The 22132-nt window shown below is 38.7% G+C and carries 29 protein-coding genes and 2 pseudogenes; 13 read left to right on the top strand and 18 right to left on the bottom strand.

What is annotated here, in order from left to right; translation table 11 throughout:
* From rplF to infA, 7 genes are read left to right on the top strand one after another with little or no spacing between them, the layout of a single operon-like run.
* Nucleotides 1–537 carry a 50S ribosomal protein L6 gene (rplF, locus tag MLC52_RS01080; protein WP_151901257.1) on the top strand — a complete coding sequence of 179 codons (537 nt, stop codon included), beginning with the start codon at nucleotides 1–3 and terminating at the stop codon, nucleotides 535–537.
* Between the two features lie 13 nt (nucleotides 538–550).
* A complete protein-coding gene (gene rplR, locus MLC52_RS01085; protein ID WP_151901258.1) occupies nucleotides 551–907 on the top strand; it encodes a 50S ribosomal protein L18 in 357 nt (118 codons plus the stop codon).
* 8 nt (nucleotides 908–915) lie between these two features.
* Complete coding sequence (gene rpsE, locus MLC52_RS01090) at nucleotides 916–1356, top strand: 30S ribosomal protein S5 (RefSeq protein ID WP_151901259.1); 441 nt, start codon at nucleotides 916–918, stop codon at nucleotides 1354–1356.
* Between the two features lie 4 nt (nucleotides 1357–1360).
* Nucleotides 1361–1759, top strand: a complete 399-nt coding sequence (gene rplO / locus MLC52_RS01095; RefSeq protein WP_151901260.1) for a 50S ribosomal protein L15 — start codon at nucleotides 1361–1363, stop codon at nucleotides 1757–1759.
* Nucleotides 1760–1761: 2 nt separating this feature from the next.
* Nucleotides 1762–3024 carry a preprotein translocase subunit SecY gene (gene secY / locus MLC52_RS01100; RefSeq protein ID WP_418640939.1) on the top strand — a complete coding sequence of 421 codons (1263 nt, stop codon included), beginning with the start codon at nucleotides 1762–1764 and terminating at the stop codon, nucleotides 3022–3024.
* A 2-nt stretch (nucleotides 3025–3026) separates the two neighbouring features.
* Nucleotides 3027–3785 (top strand): type I methionyl aminopeptidase, encoded by a 759-nt coding sequence (gene map, locus MLC52_RS01105; RefSeq protein WP_151901262.1) that lies wholly within the window; start codon nucleotides 3027–3029, stop codon nucleotides 3783–3785.
* Nucleotides 3786–3821: 36 nt separating this feature from the next.
* On the top strand, nucleotides 3822–4040 hold the full coding sequence (gene infA, locus MLC52_RS01110) for a translation initiation factor IF-1 (RefSeq protein WP_151901263.1): 219 nt from the start codon (nucleotides 3822–3824) through the stop codon (nucleotides 4038–4040).
* Between the two features lie 29 nt (nucleotides 4041–4069).
* On the opposite strand, the gene MLC52_RS01115 is transcribed toward infA, so the two are convergent.
* The 3 genes from MLC52_RS01115 to MLC52_RS01125 all read right to left on the bottom strand — a co-directional run bounded on the left by MLC52_RS01115 (nucleotide 4070) and on the right by MLC52_RS01125 (nucleotide 5550).
* Complete coding sequence (locus MLC52_RS01115; RefSeq protein WP_151901264.1) at nucleotides 4070–4363, bottom strand: chorismate mutase; 294 nt, start codon at nucleotides 4361–4363, stop codon at nucleotides 4070–4072.
* A gap of 126 nt (nucleotides 4364–4489) precedes the next feature.
* Nucleotides 4490–4693: a hypothetical protein gene (locus MLC52_RS01120; RefSeq protein WP_434580877.1), complete on the bottom strand. Its 204-nt coding sequence runs from the start codon at nucleotides 4691–4693 to the stop codon at nucleotides 4490–4492.
* Nucleotides 4693–5550: a CvfB family protein gene (locus tag MLC52_RS01125; RefSeq protein WP_346389191.1), complete on the bottom strand. Its 858-nt coding sequence runs from the start codon at nucleotides 5548–5550 to the stop codon at nucleotides 4693–4695. The genes MLC52_RS01120 and MLC52_RS01125 overlap by 1 nt, the downstream gene beginning before the upstream one ends.
* Before the next feature lie 427 nt (nucleotides 5551–5977).
* On the opposite strand from MLC52_RS01125, the gene MLC52_RS01130 reads away from it, so the two are divergent.
* Complete coding sequence (locus tag MLC52_RS01130; protein ID WP_434580878.1) at nucleotides 5978–6211, top strand: hypothetical protein; 234 nt, start codon at nucleotides 5978–5980, stop codon at nucleotides 6209–6211.
* 88 nt (nucleotides 6212–6299) lie between these two features.
* Nucleotides 6300–6497: a hypothetical protein gene (locus tag MLC52_RS01135; protein ID WP_434580879.1), complete on the top strand. Its 198-nt coding sequence runs from the start codon at nucleotides 6300–6302 to the stop codon at nucleotides 6495–6497.
* Between the two features lie 205 nt (nucleotides 6498–6702).
* Here MLC52_RS01135 and MLC52_RS01140 read toward each other — a convergent pair whose 3' ends face one another.
* Genes MLC52_RS01140 through selD form a run of 8 tightly spaced genes read right to left on the bottom strand, consistent with a single transcriptional unit; the run spans nucleotide 6703 to nucleotide 13464 of the window.
* A complete protein-coding gene (locus tag MLC52_RS01140) occupies nucleotides 6703–7869 on the bottom strand; it encodes an NnrS family protein (protein ID WP_434580880.1) in 1167 nt (388 codons plus the stop codon).
* A gap of 14 nt (nucleotides 7870–7883) precedes the next feature.
* Nucleotides 7884–9134, bottom strand: a complete 1251-nt coding sequence (locus tag MLC52_RS01145; RefSeq protein WP_434580881.1) for a radical SAM protein — start codon at nucleotides 9132–9134, stop codon at nucleotides 7884–7886.
* A gap of 26 nt (nucleotides 9135–9160) precedes the next feature.
* A complete protein-coding gene (locus MLC52_RS01150) occupies nucleotides 9161–9655 on the bottom strand; it encodes an Hsp20/alpha crystallin family protein (RefSeq protein ID WP_151901235.1) in 495 nt (164 codons plus the stop codon).
* A gap of 28 nt (nucleotides 9656–9683) precedes the next feature.
* Nucleotides 9684–10109, bottom strand: coding sequence for an Hsp20/alpha crystallin family protein (locus MLC52_RS01155; RefSeq protein WP_151901234.1), 426 nt, complete (start codon nucleotides 10107–10109; stop codon nucleotides 9684–9686).
* 11 nt (nucleotides 10110–10120) lie between these two features.
* Nucleotides 10121–10564 carry an Hsp20/alpha crystallin family protein gene (locus MLC52_RS01160; RefSeq protein ID WP_434580883.1) on the bottom strand — a complete coding sequence of 148 codons (444 nt, stop codon included), beginning with the start codon at nucleotides 10562–10564 and terminating at the stop codon, nucleotides 10121–10123.
* A gap of 58 nt (nucleotides 10565–10622) precedes the next feature.
* A complete protein-coding gene (locus MLC52_RS01165; protein ID WP_434580885.1) occupies nucleotides 10623–11306 on the bottom strand; it encodes a Crp/Fnr family transcriptional regulator in 684 nt (227 codons plus the stop codon).
* Between the two features lie 20 nt (nucleotides 11307–11326).
* Nucleotides 11327–12427 (bottom strand): tRNA 2-selenouridine(34) synthase MnmH, encoded by a 1101-nt coding sequence (gene mnmH, locus MLC52_RS01170; protein ID WP_346389195.1) that lies wholly within the window; start codon nucleotides 12425–12427, stop codon nucleotides 11327–11329.
* Between the two features lie 2 nt (nucleotides 12428–12429).
* The gene (selD, locus tag MLC52_RS01175) at nucleotides 12430–13464 is read right to left on the bottom strand and encodes a selenide, water dikinase SelD (RefSeq protein WP_434581614.1); all 1035 of its coding nucleotides are present in this window, start codon (nucleotides 13462–13464) and stop codon (nucleotides 12430–12432) included.
* A 535-nt stretch (nucleotides 13465–13999) separates the two neighbouring features.
* Here selD and MLC52_RS01180 point away from each other — a divergent pair.
* Nucleotides 14000–14443 (top strand): HAD family hydrolase, encoded by a 444-nt coding sequence (locus MLC52_RS01180; RefSeq protein WP_151901230.1) that lies wholly within the window; start codon nucleotides 14000–14002, stop codon nucleotides 14441–14443.
* On the opposite strand, the gene MLC52_RS01185 is transcribed toward MLC52_RS01180, so the two are convergent.
* On the bottom strand, nucleotides 14433–15062 hold the full coding sequence (locus MLC52_RS01185) for an NAD(P)H-dependent oxidoreductase (RefSeq protein WP_434580887.1): 630 nt from the start codon (nucleotides 15060–15062) through the stop codon (nucleotides 14433–14435). The two genes, MLC52_RS01180 and MLC52_RS01185, sit on opposite strands and share 11 nt — an antisense overlap.
* A gap of 90 nt (nucleotides 15063–15152) precedes the next feature.
* Here MLC52_RS01185 and MLC52_RS01190 point away from each other — a divergent pair, with 90 nt between their 5' ends.
* Genes MLC52_RS01190 through MLC52_RS01200 form a run of 3 tightly spaced genes read left to right on the top strand, consistent with a single transcriptional unit; the run spans nucleotide 15153 to nucleotide 17416 of the window.
* Nucleotides 15153–15500 carry a hypothetical protein gene (locus MLC52_RS01190; RefSeq protein WP_434580889.1) on the top strand — a complete coding sequence of 116 codons (348 nt, stop codon included), beginning with the start codon at nucleotides 15153–15155 and terminating at the stop codon, nucleotides 15498–15500.
* An 18-nt stretch (nucleotides 15501–15518) separates the two neighbouring features.
* Nucleotides 15519–16733, top strand: a complete 1215-nt coding sequence (locus MLC52_RS01195; protein WP_434580891.1) for a PAS domain-containing sensor histidine kinase — start codon at nucleotides 15519–15521, stop codon at nucleotides 16731–16733.
* A complete protein-coding gene (locus MLC52_RS01200) occupies nucleotides 16733–17416 on the top strand; it encodes a response regulator transcription factor (protein WP_434580893.1) in 684 nt (227 codons plus the stop codon). Before MLC52_RS01195 ends, MLC52_RS01200 begins: the two co-directional genes overlap by 1 nt.
* A gap of 7 nt (nucleotides 17417–17423) precedes the next feature.
* On the opposite strand, the gene MLC52_RS01205 is transcribed toward MLC52_RS01200, so the two are convergent.
* The 6 genes and pseudogenes from MLC52_RS01205 to MLC52_RS01230 form a co-directional block, all read right to left on the bottom strand.
* Nucleotides 17424–17552 carry a hypothetical protein gene (locus MLC52_RS01205; protein ID WP_255613235.1) on the bottom strand — a complete coding sequence of 43 codons (129 nt, stop codon included), beginning with the start codon at nucleotides 17550–17552 and terminating at the stop codon, nucleotides 17424–17426.
* A gap of 131 nt (nucleotides 17553–17683) precedes the next feature.
* Entirely contained in the window at nucleotides 17684–18385 is a 702-nt protein-coding gene (locus MLC52_RS01210) for an anaerobic ribonucleoside-triphosphate reductase activating protein (RefSeq protein WP_434580895.1), read from the bottom strand.
* Complete coding sequence (nrdD, locus tag MLC52_RS01215) at nucleotides 18351–18500, bottom strand: anaerobic ribonucleoside-triphosphate reductase (protein WP_151901559.1); 150 nt, start codon at nucleotides 18498–18500, stop codon at nucleotides 18351–18353. Before nrdD ends, MLC52_RS01210 begins: the two co-directional genes overlap by 35 nt.
* Nucleotides 18500–20608 carry a ribonucleoside triphosphate reductase gene (locus MLC52_RS01220; protein ID WP_434580897.1) on the bottom strand — a complete coding sequence of 703 codons (2109 nt, stop codon included), beginning with the start codon at nucleotides 20606–20608 and terminating at the stop codon, nucleotides 18500–18502. Before MLC52_RS01220 ends, nrdD begins: the two co-directional genes overlap by 1 nt.
* A 199-nt stretch (nucleotides 20609–20807) precedes the next feature.
* Nucleotides 20808–21152 (bottom strand): annotated as a pseudogene (locus tag MLC52_RS01225) (IS30 family transposase); the annotation flags it as partial.
* 27 nt (nucleotides 21153–21179) lie between these two features.
* A pseudogene (locus MLC52_RS01230) lies at nucleotides 21180–22118 on the bottom strand (IS3 family transposase); the annotation flags it as partial.
* Nucleotides 22119–22132: the final 14 nt, after the last annotated feature.

Below are 22132 nucleotides of genomic sequence, written 5' to 3' on the forward strand. Positions count from 1 at the left end.
ATGTCAAGAATTGGAAAAAATCCTGTAGAATTTGCCAGTGACATTACTGTTACTACAAATGGAAATGTTATAACTTTTGCTAAAGGCAAAAACAGTGTTGATTTAGATACTAAAGGTTATGTGACTTTCGAAGTAGAAGGAAACACTTTAACTTTTAAAAATCTTTCAGACTCTCGTGAGCATAGAGCTTTCTGGGGAACTTTCAGAGCATTGGCCCAAAATATCGTAACAGGTTTGACTACCGGTTATGAGAAAAAACTTGAAATTAACGGTGTTGGTTACAGAGCAGCCGTTAAAGGAAAAGTTTTAAATCTTCAGCTTGGTTTTTCTCATGATATCAATTATGAGTTACCTGAAGGTTTGGAAGCAAGCGTTGAAAAGAATGTGATAACTCTTAAAAGCCATGACAAACAAATGTTGGGTCAGGCAGCTGCAGAGATTAGATCATTCCGTCCACCAGAGCCTTACAAAGGTAAAGGTGTTAAATACATAGATGAGCATATCGTGCGTAAAGCCGGTAAAACTGCTAAGAAATAAGGGAGGAAGATAGATGAATGCTAAAGTATTAAAAAGCAAAATTGCGAATCGTTTAAAACGTAAGCGTCGTATCCGTGCAAAAATATCCGGTAGTGCTGAACTTCCTCGTGTTTCTGTATTTAAATCAAACCGTTACTTAAGTGTACAGGCAATTGATGATGCAACTGCAACAACAATTTGTTCACTACACTCAAAGGCTACTGGTCACAAAGCTAATAAAGAAGGTGCTGCTGCACTTGGTGAGGCATTTGCTGCCAAACTCAAAGAAGCAAACATCTCTGAGATTGTATTTGACCGTAATGGTTACCAATATCACGGCGTAATTGCTGCATTTGGTGACGCAATTCGTGCAAACGAAATCAAGTTCTAGGAGCACAGATGGAAATCAATAGAGATGATTTTGAAGAATCAATAGTAAATATTGGTCGTGTAACAAAAGTTGTTAAGGGTGGTAGACGTTTTCGTTTTACTGCACTTATCGTTGTTGGTGACAAAAACGGTACTGTAGGTTATGGTGTTGGTAAAGCAAAAGAGGTTCCTGATGCTATACGCAAAGCTGTAGACAATGCTTTTAAAAATTTAACAACTGTTAAGATAAAAGGTTCTACAATAGCACATGACATTGAGCACAAGTACAATGCCAGTCGTGTTTTATTAAAGCCGGCATCAGAAGGTACCGGTGTTATTGCCGGTGGAGCAGCGAGACCTGTTCTTGAACTTGCAGGGATTAAAGATATCCTTACAAAGTCAATCGGTTCAAACAATCCAAACACACTGGTACGTGCTACAATTGAAGCACTTTCTCGTATAAAAGGATAGGAAAATGGGTATTGAAAATTTACAACCTGCTCCGGGTTCAACACATTCTCGCAAACGTGTTGGACGTGGTCAAGGTTCTGGTACTGGTAAGACTGCCGCTCGTGGTCAAAAAGGTCAGAAATCTCGTTCAGGTTACAAAAGAAAAAGAAACTTTGAAGGTGGGCAACAGCCACTTGCAAAACGTTTGCCAAAAATCGGTTTTCACTCGAAAGTGATCAAACCGTATGTGATAAACGTTGAAAAAATCAAAGCTGTAGCAGAACTTGGTGAAATTACAATGGAATCAATCCGTTCAGTTCACAAGGTTGCTTCTTCAGTGACTAAAATTAAACTAGTAGGTGCCAAAGCAAAAGATTTGGCATCGAAAATTAAAGACGAAAACGTTACAACAACAGGTAACTAGTTGTGAATAAAAATCTAGTAAATAAGATACTTATTACTATCGGTTTTTTATTTATCTACCGCCTACTGGCCTATGTGCCGGTTCCTGGCGTAGATACAGCTGTTATTGCTTCTTTCTTCGACTCACATCAATCAGACGCATTGGGATTGTTTAACATGTTCAGCGGAAATGCTGTACAGAGACTCTCTATTATTTCACTCGGCATTATGCCTTATATCACCGCCTCAATTATTATGGAGCTTTTAGCTGCAACATTTCCGACACTTGGTCAAATGAAAAAAGAGCGTGACGGTATGGTGAAATATATGCAGATTATTCGTTATGCGACTATCGTTATAACATTAATTCAGGCTGTCGGTGTCAGTGTAGGACTGCAAAGCTTAACCGGACCTACGGGCAACTCTGCAATTCTTGCCGATCACACTACATTTATCATGCTTTCTGCTGTTTCAATGCTTGCAGGTACAATGCTTTTAATGTGGATTGGTGAGCAGATTACACAAAGCGGAATCGGTAATGGTATCTCTCTTATTATCTTCGCAGGTATTGTTTCGGCAATTCCAAGAGCAATTGGTCAAACAATCGAAATGGTAAATACCGGTGCAATGAGTTTTATTACTGTCATAGCAATTCTTGCTTTGATTCTGACAACGGTAGGAATTATCATTTATGTTGAGCTTGGTGAGCGTCGTGTGCCTATAACCTATGCGAAAAAGACGATGATGCAAAACCAAAACAAACGTGTAATGAACTATATTCCTATTAAAGTGAATCTGGCGGGTGTTATCCCGGTTATCTTTGCCTCGGCAATTTTAATGTTTCCGATGACCGTGCTTTCAAGCAGTACAAATCCGGCTATGCAGGCTATTGCAGATTATCTGAATCCAAACAGTTACTTTTTTAACTTTTTGACCTTTGTGTTTGTTGTGTTTTTTGCATTCTTTTATGCCTCAATCACATTCAACGCAAAAGATATTGCGGATAATCTCAAACGTCAAGGCGGGTTTATTCCCGGTATCCGTACCGGTGATGCTACGAGAGAGTTCTTGAATGAAACGGCAAGCAGATTGACATTTACCGGAGCACTCTATCTTGGACTCGTTGCGACTCTGCCTTTTATGATTATAAAAGGGATGGGGGTACCGTTCTTCTTTGGCGGTACTGCCGTGCTGATCGTTGTGCAGGTTGCTCTTGACACAATGAGAAAGATAGAAGCTCAGATATACATGAGTAAATATGAAACTCTCAGTGCAGTTGGTCTGTAGCAATGGCTATTGCGCTTAGAAAACCTCAAGAAATTGAAAAACTTCGTGCCGCCAACAAAATTGTCGGCGGCACATTAGACCTTCTTCGTAAAAATACCAAAGTCGGTATGAGTTTAAAAGAGATGGATGCCATGGCAGAGGATTATATTCGCTCTCATGGTGCAAAACCCTCTTTTAAAGGATTGTACGGCTTCCCAAATGCGGTATGCACCTCACTCAATGAAGTTATTATTCATGGCATTCCAAGTGACTACAAACTCCAGGAAGGAGATGTTATAGGGTATGACATTGGAACAGAACTTGATGGCTGGTTCGGTGATGCCGCAATAAGCATGGGTGTCGGAGAAATCAGCAAAGAAGATGAAGATTTAATAGCCTGTGCAAAAGATACTTTGTATTATGCTATTGAAAATATCAAAGAAGGAATGCGCTTTAAAGAACTTTCCTATTTAATGGAACAGTTCATATTGGAGCGCGGTTTTGTTCCTTTACGTAATTTTTGTGGACACGGAATAGGAAGAAAACCTCATGAAGAACCTGAAATTCCTAATTATTTGGCGGGCGGAAATGCGAAATCCGGACCGAAAATAAAAAACGGAATGGTTTTTTGTCTGGAACCTATGATATGTCAAAAAGAGCCAAAACCTGTTATCTTGGATAACGGGTGGGATGTTGTCAGTACCGACGGTTTACGCGGTTCTCACTATGAGCACACTGTCGCAGTTGTTGACGGTAAAGCTGAAATTTTATCTCTTGCGTGAGAGTTAAAGTAAGAAATTTCTTTATAAAGGACTAAAATGGCTAAAGCAGATGTTATTGAAGTTGACGGCAAGATTATAGAGGCTTTGCCGAACGCAACTTTTCGTGTTGAATTAGAAAACGGACATGTTATACTGTGTCATATCGCAGGTAAAATGCGTATGCACTATATTAAAATACTTCCAGGAGACAAAGTGAAACTTGAGTTGACACCATACTCTTTGGACAAAGGGCGTATCACCTACAGATACAAATAGGCAAAAGAGGTCCCGGCCTCTTTTTAATTTTAAAAATTCCCGGCGTTTCTTAACTCACTTATTTCCGTTTCAACCATTTCATCAATCATTATTTTAAAGAGTTCAGAGATCATATTCGGATTGACATTGAGTTCAATCGCCTTTTTTCTTACTTTCTGCATAATATCATCAATCCTGTCCTGGGCTTTTACCTCTGCCACACTCTCTTTGAAACCGGCTGCCTGACGAATTAAATGGCTGCGCTCAGATATCAGTTCAACAAGTTTTTTGTCAATAATATCCACTTCGTCTCTTACTTCCTGCAGTGTATTGCATTTTTTCATATTTTTACTCCTTTTTCAAGTTTTGTTAACACTATTGTAACAATTTAAGTATATAATCTTACTTGCGATTCTCCTTGTATATCTTTAACATGATTCATTATGGATATGCGTCCATAGAGCCCAGGATTAATTGGGCTTTATACTCTTTTTTACTGCTTTAGGCAAATGTGCAAAAGGCATTTCAGTATTTGTTTTTTCATTCTTTTCTATCTTTATTACATCCACTGTCATATTTGAAGGGTTAAAACGTAAAACTTTGTAAAAGATATTGTCCTGTATGTATTCTACATTTTTTTTACTTAAATCATGTGTTTGTTTCTTTTTTGCCATTACTTTGCCTTGAGATATATACCGGTATCTTTGACCGTAATTTTTCCGTCATCCTGAAGTTGTGTCAAGGAACGTTTGAACTCTTTTTTACTCAGACCAAATACATTTTTAATCAGCTCGGCATCACTTTTGTAGTTATAAGGCATAATACCCTTGTTCTGTTCTAACAGATTGAGAACTTTTTGGGCAGAGGAGCCGTCTTTTTTACTGCCGGGACGCCGGAGTGTAAGGTCGATATTGCCGTCTTTGCGCACTGTTTTGACATAGGCAGTCTTTTTGTCTCCCAGTTTTATCTCTTCAAATATTTCATTGTGATATATCAGTCCTTCATATTTACCATTGACAATACATTTAAAGCCAAGCGGCGTTTTGGAAATGACTAATATTTCTGCCTCTTTGTTCTGTGCAAGGTCTTTGACTTTACGATCAAAAAAATCACCGAGTTTTTCTGTGCCGACGAGTCTGTGTGTCCGTTCGTCATATATGATGCGAATAAATCTTTTTTCGCCGATTTCAAAAGGTGTTTTTTGAAACATCTTAGGGACAAGTAAATCTTTTGGCAGTCCCCAGTTCATAAAAGCACCGAAAGGAGCCACATCCACGACTTCCAGGAGTGCAAAATCATCCAGCATTGCAAGGGGTCTGTCGGTAGTGGCTACCAGTCTGTCTTCAGAATCTGTGTATAAAAAAACATCTACAAGAGCATTTTCGCACATATCATCTGTGACATACTGTCCGGGAAGAAGGACATCATTGCCGTCCTCAGCCATAAGGTACAGGCCGGGTGTTGTGTCTCTATCGACACGCAGGGTATTCATTTTGCCCAGTTCCAGGTAAGGGCTTGTCTCTTTTTTCATGGTAATTCCGTTGTGTTAATATGGTGACATTATAGCATTAATTCTTCCCTCTTCTTTAAATAATCCGGTTAAGAAAAAACTTGATGTTTCCAAAGAACTTGGGTTTGAACGCTATAGTGTAACCTGACAAAACACAAAGCCCGCACTGAAGTACGGGTTCCGAAAAGCCGCTTAATCGGAATCGGTACTTTGGTGCCGACTGTTAGGGTGCAAAAGTCTAAATTGTATGAAGGAGTGGTTTTAAAAAAGCCGCTTAACTTAACTGCATTGAGCGGTTCTGAAGTTATTTCCTTTAAAATTTATGTTTCAGTGCCAATGCCATACAATCAACTGTTTTACCGGAACCTGCACTGAAGTACGGGTTCCGAAAAGCCGCTTAATCGGAATCGGTACTTTGGTGCCGACTGTTAGGGTGCAAAAGTCTAAATTGTATGAAGGAGTAGTTTTAAAAAAGCCGCTTAACTTAACGGCACTGACCGGTTCTGAAGTTATTTCCTTTAAAATTTATGTTTCATTGCCAATGCCATACAATCAAGCGGTTTTTTCGGAACCCGTACTTCAGTGCGGGCTGTGTGTCTTGGAAATTAAAACCCAGGCTATAGAAAAAGTTTCAAAGTATTATAATACCAATCCCAACCAAGGAGCAGCATATCTTAGATGAAAATGTAAAAATTTCATTCTATTTATGAATAAGAGTAGAACAAGTTGTACGTGATATTATTGCATAAAAACTTAACAAGGATGAGAATATGTTTAAAATAATAGTAGATAGAGAATGTGGCTGTTTTAAAAGAAGTAATCTTCAAAGTAGTACGGAAATAGCATCAAAAGATGAGGCGTTGATGAAGTCATTGGAGATGGTCAACCATATGAATGATGAATTCTGCGGCAAACACAAGTTTAAAGTTGAAGAAGCTGACAATACTTTTATAATCAAAATGCAGTAAAAGTCACGTATTTATCGGAACCCGGGTTTTCCGGCGCCAAAGCGTGGCTTGTGAGAAAATTAAATATTTTCTGTAACCCAGGAATAAGTCTTAAAAGATGCAAAGCCCGCACTGAAGTACGGGTTCCGAAAAAACCGCTTGATTGAATGGCATTGGCATTGAAGTGCCAGCCCGATCTGAAAATTTTGCTTTTTGCAAAACAATGCTACAATTTCTTTCCAAAAACCAATACTTGAAAATATCTCCCTCCCCAAATCAAAAAGAGCAAGAGCCAGGCAGTAAAAGAGATGTCAAACAAAAATCCAAGCCCCCATCCAAAAGCTATATTGATACTGTAAAGCGCACGGAACAACACAACAATCTGTATAAACAAAAATATCTTTGTTGCCAATGTATCTGCCTGCGGCGGTTGTCCCGAGTGACCGAGTGTCACACGTGTTCCAAAGCCTATAAGGAGTGTTGTTAAAAAACCTATTGCCAGAAGATGAATATTTAAAAAGAAAAAAGAGGTATCTAAAAATATCTCCGCACCCAAACTGAGCGCTGAAAGAAAGAAAGACAAAGGCAGCCAAAAAAGTGCAAGATGCAGTACCCATAAAATAGGAGGGGACTGCAAAGGGTGTAAATCCCAGCGTTTAAACTCAAAAAACATATAACCGGCAAGCAGTAAATCTATAACTATCTGCAAGCTTTTTATATCTGCAGAAACAAAGATACTTTTTAAAATAAACAAAACAAAAACAATTTTGACAAAATTTTCATTTTTTGGCGCAAATGAATGGGAGAAGAAAGGAATCATTCTCTGTCCGACACTAAAAGCAAGAAAAATAAGGTACATGTAAAAAGAGATACTGATGGCAACTGGTAAAATTTCCGGTATAAATAAAGAGAGTATAAAAAGAAAATTGCCAAAGAGTCCAAAGTAGTTTGCATTGAGTATCCAAAATGAGTCTGATTTGTCCGCTGCCATTCCTGTTTCATAGATGTTTTTTAGTTTCAATACTATAAAAACCTGAGCTGTCAGACTTATAACCATTGCCCCGAGTAAAAGGGTTTCAGAGCTGAAAATACCGATAAGAAAAAGCAGTGATGCAAGCGTGTTTGCATAAAAAATATTGGAATAGTATTTTTTTGCTATCACCTGTGTCTGATTAAAACGCGGAAAAGTTGTAAATAAGAACCCTGTAAAAAAATTTGTAAAAACCAAAAATATCAAAGAGTAGCTGTGAAATGTCAGCGAGTCTGCATGTAAAGAGAAGATTCCCTTATAATTTAACGCAAAAATAAGCATCATAATGATTGCATTGATAATACCTAAAAGAAAAAACGGCTGATGCGGCTGTGATAAAAAATAACTTTCTTTTGTTTGCATAAAACTATTCCTTTTTATAATAAAAAATCTAGACCGAGTTTTTCACAGTATGCCCCTAGCATAGCGTGTTCAAAGTCATTGTTTGTAGAGTATTGGTAGCCGAATGTTTTTGCCCACATATGATGCTCTTCCATGCACAAATAGAAAAATACCTGGCGGCGCCATGGAGCAAAGCTGGTGTAGGCATGTTTGAACATTTCAACCTTCGTACTGTCTGGATACGATGTCTTTCCGCTGGCGTCTTCATGCGGTATTTGTGTGATTTTAGTTCTAAACTCGCGTTCGCGCAGCTGTTTAATCACCGGTTTGATAAAAGTCAATGTCCCAAAACTGACAAGCGCAACCTCTTGTGGAGAGAATTTTAGTATAAGTTCTTCATATACTTCTTGATATTCGTCAAGATAGCCTTCGTATTCTACAATGGGATGAAAATGAAAGCCGACTTTAACCCCTTTGTCCGCCATTTTTCGAGCGGCTACTATACGTTTTGCAAGCGAAGCGGTGAGATGTTCTTCATTGTCAATAATAGTCTGGGTATTGAGACTCCAGGTACAGAGTATATTTTTCGGCACTTCATTTTCAAGCAGATATTTTATATTGTCCGATTTTGTTTTAAATTCTAAAATGACATTGGGATTTTTTCTTGCAAAGGCAAAAAGAGCATCCAAAACACCCTCCCGGTTGCCAAACATCAGTGAGTCCGATGCCTGACCGGTACCTATGTGGTAGGTCTTGTTTGGATCAAGTTGCAGATTTAAGAGTTTGTCTGCAAAACTGCTGTCAAAGGTAATGGTATTTTGATTGTAAAAACTCTGAATGGAACAGTAGGAACAGTCAAACCCGCAGCTCTCAACCGCATCAAGCGTGAGCAGATTGCAGCAGCGTGTCTTTTCACTTGCCACAGGGCAGAGTCCAAGGCCAAAACCTTCTTTTGGTACTGTTTTAAAGGTATATTTTTGTTCTTGGGGGATATTTTTGAGGGTAAAGTTTTTGTAGGAATTTGGTTTGTTGCGTATATTTTCATAGGCTTTTTTAAGCCTGGAGAAAACAACTTTTCTTTGGGGATGTTCGGGAAATACTGCAGTGATTCTTTTCTCATCCCACATCCCCAGATCTCGCGCGAAATTGATTATCTGTTTGATTTCCTGATAGGAAAATTTGTACTCAAAGGATTTCTCTTTGATAAACTCCTGTTCATGTTTGGGAAGTTTATTAAAAAAACTGTTTTTTATAGCGTTGGTAAATTTTTCTGCGTATGAATTCATAGAGGAATTCTAGCAGAAAAAATTAATTATTTTATAGGGATAAGTCTTGCTTTTGGTTTTTTAACTTCTGTTTTAGGAATCGTGACGGTTAAAATACCGTTTTCAAATTTTGTTGCAAGTTTGCTTTCATCAATATTTTCAGGCAGTTGAATTGATTTTTGAAACTCACCGTAAAAAATCTCTTTTTTGACAAAATCTTTGGATTTTTCTTCTTTGGACTCTTTTTTCTCACCTTTTACAGTCAAAATTTTATTGTCATCAATGGAAAGTTTAATATTTTTTTTGTCAACTCCCGCCAAATCAAACTTTAATACTATTTTGTCTTTTGCATCCTGAATGTCCGTTCTCGGATAACTGAAATTATTTAATGCCGAACTGCTTAAGTGTGACTCTATTAAAGAGTTGAAATACTGGTTCATTCTTGCAAAATCTGCATCATAGGGGTTCATTGCATCCATACTCGCGAATGCAGATCCGGTCAGCAAAGATGAAAGCAACAGACTGCTTACTAGTTTTTTCATGGCTAACTCCTTGTGTCAGCACCCTTTGTTATTGGATGCTGATGTTCTTTGTCTTTTTGGATTCGAGTTTTTCAAGAGTCAGGTACAGTCTTCCGTCTTCAAATTTTGCCTGAATTTTATCTCTGTCTATATTGTCAGGCAGGATAAAACTTCTTGAGATGACGCCAAAATTTGATTCACAGAGATAGTAATCATCCTCTTTGACCTCGTTTTTAAATTTTCTGACCGCTGTAACAGTCAGATAGTCATCTTCGACTTTTAATTCTATATCTTCTTTTTTAACACCCGGTAAATCAACTTCGATTGTGAAGGTGTCATTACGATGTTTTGCAAGGTTTGCCAGAGGAAGATGTGATGCTACATTGTGAAATGTATCTTTGACAACTTCCAAACCTTTTTCAACTTTTTCTTCCGCTTTTTCCACTAACTCTTTTGATGTTTGTACGATATCCATGATAATCCTCCTTACTCGATTTCAATTTTTTTCGTTGTATCTTTTTCGACTTTCAGTTTTGGTATGGTAATCTCGACCACCCCGTTTTCTCCGGTTGCACGGATATTTTCACTGTCTACTTTTTCAGGGAGCGTAAAACTTCTTGAAAAAGTACCGTAGGCACTCTCTATTCTGTAGTAGTCCTCTTTCTCTTCTTCTTTTTTTACTTCTCTTTTGCCTTTGATGGTTAAGATGTTTTTGTCAACACTGATCTCCACATCCTCTTTTTTTATACCCGGCAGATCAAGCTCAATATAGTAGGCATCGTCCCCTTCTCTCGTATTGACAGCCGGTACAAAGTCAAAAACCTCTCTTGGCTCTTCGCTGCTTTGTGTTTCCAGTGCATTAAAAAATTCGTTAATCAAATCAAATCTTCTTGTATTTTGTATCGGATTTCTATGTCTTGTCACTAACATGTCTCACTCCTTAAATTTTTATTTAAGAAATGATAGTCTGTTTTGAAAAATTCTTTTGCTACTTAAGTAGCATTTGGGAGGTTTTGTCTAAAAGTTTTTGAAGATTCTTTACTTTTATGTTGCGTCTGCTGGTTTCTATGATGTCGTCGGCTTTGAGCTGTTTGATGCTTCTCTCTATAACATGACGGACCGTTCCGAGCAGTTTTGCTATTTCACTGTTGGAGAGATTTTGCAGGAGTTGGTAGCGGAATCTGTGATTGGGGTTTAAATTCTGTACTAAAAGATTTAAAAAACGCTCTTTTGTATCATACAGGGCAAGTTCGGTAGCAAGTTCTTCCGTATAGCGCATATGCGCAGCAAGGTAGGGAAAGAACTTTTTGTTAAAAGTAGCATCATTTTCAAGCCAGTAGCGGACTCTTTCAATCGGCAGGCGTAAAATATTTGTATCTTCGATAACCTCATAAATAACCTCATGCGGTTTGCCGTCAAGCAGGGAGATGACATCAAACATATCTCCGCGCTTATAGATGAAGAGAGTCTGTTCTTTGTTTGTCTGAAAGTTTATCTGATATGTTTTGACTCTGCCGTTAACGACTATATAAAAATATTTGAGCAGATCATCCGGATAAAATGGCGAAGACCCTTTTTCGTACTCAAAAGGTTTGGCATATCGGAAAAACTCTTCTTCAAAGGTTTTATTTGTATTGTTTAAAAGCTCTAATTGTGTTGAATTGTTTTGCATGAGGAAATTGTATCATATTTTCATAACTGGTGTTGTAAAAAGTGCAACACATCAGAAGCATTTCCCTCAAAAACAACAGGTATGGGACTCTTTTTAATCTGGTAATCATACATCGGATCGTAGTATCTTTGTAACAAAAGGGTAATCCACTCCAAGTAGAATGTTTTTGCCTCTGCCTGGGTATCTTGGGAACAGGCTTCGTCAAAGAGTTGTGCAAGTTGTCTGTAAAGCTGGTCACCCAGACGTTTTTGGATTCTTTTGAGCCCTGATTGTACATTGTGTGCCCATATTTGCGGACCTTCTTCCCCGTATTGTAATGTATACTCTTTGAGTGCGCCAAGAACATACTCCTCATACGTTATGAGTGCGCGAACTTCAATCGGAGTCTGCAGCAATACAAGCTGTCCCTGCATAAAATTGTCATATACGGGTTTTGGAATAAATGTTCTGCCGATATTATGGCTTTCATGTTCCAAAACAAGATGGGTAAAATTTTTATGATGAAACTGTATGAGTTTGTAGGCAAGATTGTTTTCAAAATCAATCTGCGAGGGCTGTGCGTTGACAAAACTTCCAAATGAAGAGCCGCGATGATTGGCAACGGCTTCAAGGTCAATGGCATTTGGCAGTTTATTTAAAAGAATGGTTTTTCCCGAGCCTGTTCTGCCGCCTAAAATTAGTGTGGGTGTCTGCGTACTGATGTCTTCACTCTGTTGCATCAAAAAATTGCGAAAAGCCTTGTATCCGCCTTTGAGTCGGGTAATATCAATATTGCTCTCTTTGAGCCACTCCTGCGCAATCCCTGAGCGTTGTCCTCCTCTAAAACAGTAAAGCTTTGCCTCGGGATTTTTTTTGAGGTAGTCCTGCCAGAGGCGGACTCTTTTCTCTTTTCCCTCATTTTGAATAAGAGACTCGGCCAGCTTTATGGCTGCGTCATTTCCGGCCTCTTTGTACCGTATGCCGACAAGTCTGCGTTCTTCATCATCAAGTATAGGCAGGTTTGTTGCATTGATAAACTTTCCTTTTTCAAACTCAACAGGGGCGCGGACATCAAGCAGAGGTGTTTCATTGAGGACAATAGATAAAAAATCATCTGTTACATTTGTAATATTATTGGGCAAAGTCAGACTACCTCTACAAGATATTTGCTTGCTTTACATGTAAATCCGATTGGTTCCAGGCAAAGCCCTGCATTTTTTGTAAGTGCCAAAAAGGCTTCTTTTGTATCTTTTTTCACCACACACAGCAGTCCGCCAGAGGTTTGTGCGTCACATAAAATGTCCTGCTGTTCTTGGGACATCGGAGAAATTTTATTTCCGTAACTCTCAAAGTTTCTGCGTGTGCCTCCCGGAACACAGCCCATCTTCAGATACTTTTTGACATTTTTGAGTGTCGGTACTTTGTCAAACTCTACAACAGCGCTGATACTGCTTCCCTCACATATTTCGCTTAAGTGCCCAAGCAGTCCGAAACCTGTCACATCGGTAAGTGCGGTCACGCCTTTTAATGCGGAGATTTCTGCACCGATTTTGTTCAGGGTACACATGGCTTCTACGGCAATATCTATGTCGCCCTCGGCAATTTTTCCCTGTTTTTGTGCCGTTGTCAGTATGCCTATCCCCAGTGGTTTTGTGAGGTAGAGTTCGCAGTCGATTTCGGCAGTATCATTGCGTTTAAGATGTTCATTTTGTGCTATGCCTGTAACTGCAAGTCCAAATATAGGTTCGGGAGAATCTATACTGTGCCCGCCTGCCAGTGGAATACCTGCTTCTTCACAGACTGAGCGGCCGCCGTCAATAACTTCGCGTGCCACATCCGCATCAAGCTTGTCAATCGGCCAGCCAAAAATGGAAATGGCCATAAGCGGTTTACCGCCCATAGCGTAAATATCGCTGATGGCATTGGTGGCAGCTATGCGCCCAAAAGTAAACGGGTCATCGACTATGGGCATAAAAAAGTCAGTCGTGCTTAAAACAGACGTCCCGTTGCCCAAATCAAAAGCCGCGGCATCATCTTTTGAAGAATTGCCGACAAGCAAATCAGGGTAAGCAATCGTTTCTCTCGTGGTTGTTAAAATAGTATCAAGCAGTTTTGGAGAAATTTTACAGCCGCAACCCGCCCCGTGACTGTATTGTGTGAGTTTTATACCTTTCATAATGTATAATGTCCTAAATATTTTTTCATATACTAGTCTTCTTTGACTAAAAGAGAGATTAAGAAGTATGCAGGAATCTGTACTGAAGCATCAATGCCATTAAGTTAAGACAAAAACTGAGATTTTCCTGGAACCCAGGCTTTAGTCTTCAAAAAAACAAAGCCGGCACTGAAGTACCGGTTCCGAAAAAGATGCTTAACTTAATGGCATTGACACTGAAGTACGGGTTGTGAAAAACTGTACTATCCATCGGAATCGGTACTTCAGTGCCGACTTTAGGCTTGAAAATTACACAAAATAATTTGTTCTTGATTATAACAGTACTGTAGTAAAAGACGATATTTCAAAGTTAAGTGATTTTCTCGGAACCCGTACTTCAGTGCGGGCTTCAGGCTTGAAAACTACACAAAACAATTTGTTCTTGATTATAACAGTACTGTAGTAAAAGACGATATTTTAAAGTTAAGTGATTTTCTCGGAACCCGTACTTCAGTGCGGGCTTTAGACTTGAAAACTATACAAAACAGGAAGGAAAAAAATGCAGAGAAATATAAAACATATTATTTTGGATTATAACGGTACGCTTGCAAAAGACGGTATTTTACTGGAAGAGGCAAAGAGACTGCTGCCGCTTTTGGCCAAAGAGTATACCTTACATGTAATCACGGCAGACACCTTTGGCAGTGTCAAAAATGAGCTAAAAGAGTATGCTTTACATGTAAAGGTATTGGAGAGTGCAAACCATACTTTGGAAAAAGAGGCATACATTATTGCATTAAATGCAAGTGAATGTGCGGCTGTTGGTAACGGAAACAACGATATGAAAATGCTGCAAAAAGCGCACATAGGCATTTGTGTACTTGGTGATGAGGGCTGCAGCACAAAAAGTCTGCTCGCTTCGGATATAGTCTGCAAGTCTGTCACCGAAGCACTCGAACTTTTCATTTATCCTAAACGGTTGACTGCCACACTCAGAGTATAAACTCCACTACTTCGTCGAACGGCAGTCTGATCTGTTTTGGTTGCGGATTGAGTCTGTATCCAAAAGGAAGCACCATTGCGACTTGAAATTTTTTAGTATCAAGACCTAAAATATCTTCGACTTTTTCTTTTTCAAATCCTTCTATAGGACAGGAATCTATTCCTGTATAGGCAGCACCGGTCATCATGTTGGCAGCAGCTATATAGGTCTGTCTTGCACTCCAGCAGTAAATATTTTCATCGCTGCTAAGCGTTTTTTCCAAATGTTTGGCATAGAGGTCCATATACATATTAAGTGATTCCTGCGGCATATCACGCCTTGAAAATCTTTTTTTGACTTCTCCTGACTCCGGTTTGAGACTCTCTATTCCGGCAAGAATAACAACGAGATGCGAACAGGAAGTGATTTGTACCTGGTTCCAGCATGCCGGTCTCAGCTCGGCTTTGAGGTCTTCGTTTGTAATGACCAAAAATTTCCAGGCTTCCATACCGAAAGAGGAGGGTGATTTTCTGCCACATTCAAGAATAAAGTGCATATCTTCATCACTTATCTTTTTGGTTTCATCAAATATTTTACAGGCATGGCGAAAGTTCATCGCATCCATAAATTTGTTTTGCATTGTTGTATCCTTATAATATGTCAAATTGCAATAAATTGCGAAGCAGTGGTTGAAAAGCCTTATAATAATAGCATAAAAATCAGGAGTGAGATGATGATTTTAGGAAAATGCCCATATTGCGATGACGGTGCAATTGAAGTACGCGACAAAGAGGTGCGAGGAAAAAAAGTAAAACTCTATGCCTGTTCAAACGCCCACTGGCAGACAGAAGACGGAGAGATGTTTGAAGTGACGCCGGAATCTACATGCAGCTTCAGAATCTGGCAGAACTCTTTGGCAAAATACGGTAAATGGCTGGGTTACAAGGAGGTCAGAGAACTTTTAAGTGAGGGGGAACTCGAAGTGGAACTGCTCAGTAAAAAATACGGCAAAAAGATTTACTATACAAAAAATATAATTTTGAATGAAGAGTATGGCGTAAGTGTACTTTGGGATTAGTTTGGCTAAAATTAAACTATGTTAGAACAGTATAAAGAAGCGATTGAAAAAAGCAATATTATCTCAAAAACGGATGTCAACGGCATCATTACCTTTGTCAATGAGGAGTTTTGCAAAATTTCGGGCTATTCAAAAGAGGAACTGCTCGGGAAAAACCACAATATTGTCAGACATCCTGATGTCGCAACCTCCGTGTTTAAGAAATTGTGGGAGACAATCAAGGCAAAAAAAACATATAAGGCCACCGTAAAAAACAGAGCAAAAGACGGGAGAACTTTTTATGTCAATACCACCGTCATTCCCATCCTTGACAAACAAAACAACATTGAAGAGTTTGTGGCGATTCGTTATGATGTTACAAAAGAGGTGTTTTACAAAAAGAGTCTGGAGCAAAAAGAAAAAGAGCTGCAGGAACTCAATGAAAATCTTGAAAAAAGGGTGCAGGAGAAGACACAGGAGCTTAAAGAACTCAATGAAACGCTTGAGCTTCGGGTGCAAGAAGAGATAGCCAAAAATGAACAAAAGCAAAAAGTGATGTTTTGGCAGTCACGGCTTGCAAGTCTGGGCGAGATGCTTGCAAACATAGCCCATCAGTGGAGACAACCGCTCACAGAACTCAGTCTGACACTCTTTAGTTTAAAAAAAGCAGCGCTTAACAACGAAGAAGAGGAAGTGCAGAATCTGTATGATGAGAGCAAGGCAATTATACAGAATATGTCGACGACGATTGATGATTTTACCAACTTTTTTAAACCGACAAAGCAGAAAAACTATTTCAAAATAGCAGACAGTATCAATGAATCATTAAACATTTTAGAAAAAATTATAATCAAAGAGATGATCAGTGTGCATACCGAGTTTGAAGATGTGGAAATTTTAGGCATTTCAAATGAGTTGACACAGGTGATTATCAATCTTATCCAAAATTCAAAAGATGCTTTTTTACAGTCGTCTGTTTTGATAAAAGAGATACATATACGTGTAAAAAAAGAAAAAGATTTTGCACTTATAGAGTTTAGTGACAATGCCGGCGGTATCAAAGAAAAAGAGATTTATAAAATCTTTGAACCCTATTTTACGACAAAGCACTCCTCTTCGGGTACAGGACTTGGGCTGTTTATGTCGAGAATGATTTGTGAACAGGGCTTGAACGGTTCCATAGATGTAAAATCCAAAAACGGTTCTACAACTTTCAGTATAAAAATTCCGCTGCAAAACAGAGAGAAAAGATAATGAGAAATAAATTTTTAAAAAGTCTGAAAGTTTTATTTGTTGAAGATGAAGAAAAACTTTCACTGTTGCTGAAAAATGCTATCGGAGACCATTTTCACAGTTTTTTACTGGCAAAAGACGGAGATGAGGGCTTACATATATACAAGAAGGTTTTTCCGGACGTTGTGATTACCGATATTATGATGCCAAACAAAAGCGGACTGGAGATGGCTCAGGAGATCAAACGTATAAATCCACAGAGCAAAATTATAATACTGAGTGCTTTTAGCGATGTGGAAAAATTGTTGGGTGCAATAGATACCGGAGTCGTTAAGTACTTTATAAAACCTTTTGATCCGGATGAGGTTTTACAGTATATTCTCTCACTCGAAGCAAGCATTGGTAAAAAGCTTTTAAATTTTTTGGACGGATTTGTATTTAATAAAACCACCAACAGTCTATACAAAAACAACAGATATATCGCACTTTCAAAAAAGGAACTTCTGTTTTTGCAGGCGTTAGTCAAAAACTATGAGGGGAACCGAGGTATTTTGGAGTATGCAACAATCAAAAACATGATTTGGAAGGAAGATGTAAGTGATGAAAGATTGAGAACATTTATAAGGCGCTTTAGAGAAAAAACCTCCAAAGAGTTCCTTATAAATGTAAAAGGACTTGGCTATCAGATAGCGTTTAATCAATAGCCTCGGATTAATTCTGACCCGGATGGTATGGTCTTGCAATAGCCGGTTTTTTCACTTCTTTTTTGTCGTAGTGTACTGTGTCCTGTGCCTGTAGTGCAACCATTGCCAATGTAAATGTCAGTATAACTTTTGTCATGATATTTCCTTGTGAAGAGTATACAAATACTCAGTTTTTTTAAATAAGACAAATTTTGTCTGATTTAAATTTCACAGAATGATAACTTATAAACGGCAGTAAAAAATTGATTTACGTCAAGAAAAAGGAATTTATCTCCAAATAACAGGAAAATTACTTCTTAAGAGGGATTTGTTGAAAGGTTTTGAAGGTTTTTGCAGTCCGCCTACAGTACTTTTTGCTTCGACAAACTCCTGAATATAATAGATGTTCTTATAGCCTCTCTCTTTTAAATCTGACAGAATGCAGTTGATGTCATCTACATTGAGCAAATCGGTATGGAGTGTGGTACGTACTTCAAAATCAATACCACTGCGGATAAGCAGGTCAAGTGTTTGGCTGAATTCATGAAATTTGCCGGAGTGTGTTACAGATGTGAATTTATATTGGGGGGCTTTATAATCCAGCGCGACATAATCAAGCAGGTCCAGACCGAGGAGTTCCTTTACATGTAAAGGGTTTGTACCGTTGGTATCAAGTTTGATTAAAAATCCGAGCTTTTTGATTGCTTTGCAAAAGTCAGTGAGGGTATAGGAAGAGGCTTCTCCGCCTGAGAGAACGACAGCATCAAGCAAAGAGACTCTTGTTCGCAAAAACTTCAGCACATCTTCCATACTGTAACTGCCTTCTTTTGCAAAGACTATCTCTTTGTTGTAGCAAAAATCACAGCGCATATTGCATCCGCTGAACCATATGATGCAGGCTAGATGATCAGGGTAGTCCAAATGGGTAAACTTTGTGATATCATAAATGCATTTTTTACTCTTTGAACTGTTTGCGTTGTCTGTGTTCACCGGTTTTTCCTAGGTTGAAGCTTTCAACAGGACGATGATATCCCATGACGCGTGTGTATACTATACATTTTTGTCTCTGTTCTTTAAGTTCTTCTAAGATTTTATTTTTATTTATCATGATGCTTCCTTTTTGTTGTTTTCATATTCTTGTATCAGTGCTTCGTCACATTTTGGGCAGTATTCGTGTTCTCCTGAGAGATAGCCGTGTTTTGGACAAACTGAAAAGAGCGGTGTTACCGTAATGTAAGGCAGTCTGAAATTTGTGATGACATTTTTGACCAGTCTGCGGCAGGCTTCGGTTGAGCTGAGACGCTCCTGCATGTAAAGGTGCAAAACGGTGCCACCGGTGTATTTTGTCTGCAGTTCATCCTGCAGAGTGAGTGCTTCAAAAGGGTCATCTGTCAGACCCACAGGAATCTGTGAAGAGTTGGTATAGTAGATGTTTTCATCCATACCGGCCTGTATGATTTTGTCACCGTATCTTTTTTTGTCCTCTTTGGCAAACCGGTAGGTTGTTCCCTCCGCCGGTGTGGCTTCAAGGTTGTAAAGATTGCCTGTTTTCTCCTGAAACTCGACCATTCTTTTTCTTATGTGGTCCAATATCTCAGTGGCAAAGTCAATGCCTTGTGTGGAACTGATGTCATAAGCTCCTCCGGTAAAATTCAAAATCATTTCATTCATCCCGTTGACCCCGATGGTAGAAAAGTGGTTTCTAAACCCGGGCAGATATCTTTTTGTATAAGGGAAAAGTCCTCTGTCGTACATCTCTTGAATAAAAACACGTTTTTTCTCCAGTGTAGACTTTGCATACTCCATCAGTTCGTCAAGGCGTTCAAGCAGAGATTCCATATTGCCTTTGTGCAAAAAGCCCAGCCTTGCCATATTAATAGTGACAACCCCTATGCTGCCTGTCATTTCCGCACTGCCGAAAAGACCACCGCCTCGTTTAAGCAATTCTCTTAAATCAAGCTGTAGTCTGCAGCACATACTTCTGACATGTCCGGGTTTGTAGGCCTCTTCGTTTGCGATGACTTCCCCGTTTTTGTCCCGTTTGTATTGGCTCCCTATGAAATTTTGGAAGTAGGAGGAGCCAATCTTAGCGGTGTTTTCAAACAGCAAATCCGTATTTTCACCGTACCAGTCAAAATCTTCTGTAATATTGACGGTAGGTATAGGAAATGTAAAAGGCTGACCGGTTTTGTCTCCCTCTGTCATAACCTCATAGTAAGCTTTGTTGATGATGTGCATCTCTTTTTGAAAATGTTTATAGGTCATCTCTGTGAGGGATGAAACACCCCTCTGCAGTGCTTTGAATCTTAACCCGGTATCTGAAATATTTTTAAAAAGATGCTCCTGCTTACATGTTGGAATCTGATCCTTCAAATCATCAGGAACGTTCCAGTCTATAGTAATATTTGTAAAAGGTGATTGTCCCCATCGAGCGGGTACGTTTAGGTTATATATGAAACTGCGAATACTTTTTTTTACCTCCTTGTATGAAAGTTGATCTTTAAAAAGATAAGGCGCCAGATAGGTGTCAAACGATGAAAAGGCCTGGGCGCCGGCCCATTCACTTTGCAAAATTCCCAAAAAGTTCGCCATTTGTCCGAGAGCTTCTCTGAAATGCTTTGGTGCATCACTCTCTACTCTTCCCCTTACTCCGTTAAATCCTTCATCTAGAAGAACCCTCAGACTCCAGCCGGCACAGTATCCGGTCAAACAGTCCAAATCGTGTATGTGATAGTCCCCGTTTCTATGTGCATACCCCTCTTCTTTTGAGTAAATTTTGTCAAGCCAGTAATTGGCAATCACTTTGCCTGCTGTATTGTTAACAAGACCGGCACTGGAGTAGCCTGTATTTGAGTTTGCTTTTATTCTCCAGTCACTTCCGCTGATATACTCTTCTATAGTCTGTGTCGAATGGATATAGGTAGTATCATCTTCAATGGCTTTTTCTCTTTGAAGTTTATGAAGATGTCTGTAGAGTATAAAAGAGCGCATAACATCAAAATATTTTGCTTTGTACAGCTCTTTTTCTATAATGTCCTGTATATCTTCAACAGCAACAATCCGTTTAGCTTCAAGTCTTTGAATGACTTTGATGTATACCGCTTCGTCAAAATCTACATTTTCACTTAAAAAGGCTTTTTTGATGGCATCTTCTATTTTATAAGAGAAAAATTGTTTGTAGGAACCGTCTCGCTTTAAAATATACTCTACCATCTGTTGTTTTCCTTCTTAAGTGATATCGACAGTTTATAAAAACCGGCGTTAAAAATCACTAATAAAATTTGTCACTTTTGTGTCACTTCAAATATGGGTTTAACGCAATATTTATGTTAAATTAGTATAAGTTAGTGTAAAATATAAAATATAAAATATAAAACGCCAATTCTAATATCAAGTGCAATTTCCACCTAATTTAACTAGCTAACTTTTTACTCATTTCACTAAAAAACACCTCATATGGAGTTTTATATCCAAGGATTTTTCTAGGTCGATTGTTAAGTCTGTTCTGAATCATAATGATTTCATCCTTTGAGACATTTAAAAAAGTACTTTTCTTAGGTAAATACTGACGAATTAAACCATTTGTGTGTTCATTGAGTCCTTTTTCCCAGGAGTGATATGGATTAGCAAAGTAAAAATCTGTGTTCAGTGCAGCTACTACTTGTTTATGATATGCGAATTCCTTGCCGTTGTCACTTGTAATTGTATGAGTGATCTTTTTCATTGGTGTGAGCATCTCTATAAGTGATGTGTCAACCCTATTTCATACTTATCCATAAAGATTCTAAGCTGCTGTTTCAACTTGTAACATCATTTTTTCTTCAAACTCAACAGGTGATAAATTACCATTTGCAGAGTGCATTCTTTGTCGGTTATAATAAACTTCGATATACTCGAATATAGCTTGATTAGCCTGAGCTTTTGTCTCAAAAATCTCATGGTAAATGAGTTCAGTTTTCAAAGTATGAAAAAAGCTCTCAGCTACTGCACCCCAAGGGCATTTCCTCACTTCGTTCAGGGCACAATCCCAACAGTTCCCTTTGCGTGACATACTTTGAACGATTCCATGCTGTTGTAATAAATCCTTGTGAGTATATGAAGCGTATTGGCTACCACGATCAGTGTGCCAGATCAAACCTTTTTGAGGCTTTCTTGCAATAAGTGCCATATTTAAAGCGTCATTCACAAGTGATACTTTCATTGTATCATCCATCGACCAGCCAACGATGCGACGGGAGTATAAATCTATGACAGTAGCTAAATAGAGCCATCCTTCATTTGTTGGAATATAGGTTATATCTCCAACATATTTCTCATCAGGATAAGTTGCATAGAAATCTCTGTTTAATATATTGGGCGCAACAGGCAAGTTGTGATTTGAATTTGTCGTATTGATTCTATAGCGTTTTTTAGTTTTTGCAACAAGTCCTATCTCACGCATTATGCGCCCTATACGACGACGAGAAACGATAAAGCCATATCTTTGCACTAACTTATCCTTAATACGCCGTGTACCGTAATTTTCTCTACCCTGCATGAAGATAATCTCAATAAGTTCATTGAGCTTCTCATCTACCTGTTGCAATTTGCAACCTTGCTTGATCCAGTGGTAATAACTTGCTTTATCGACTTGAAGTACCCTACACATCACTGCTATTTGAAACTCGTTTGAGTGTTCTCGCATCCATGCATATTTCACAGAGTTTCTTTGGCGAAATATGCTGTTGCCTTTTTTAG

Source organism: Sulfurimonas sp. NW15, assembly GCF_051132285.1.
In the GTDB taxonomy this organism is placed as follows: Bacteria; Campylobacterota; Campylobacteria; order Campylobacterales; family Sulfurimonadaceae; genus Sulfurimonas; species Sulfurimonas hydrogeniphila.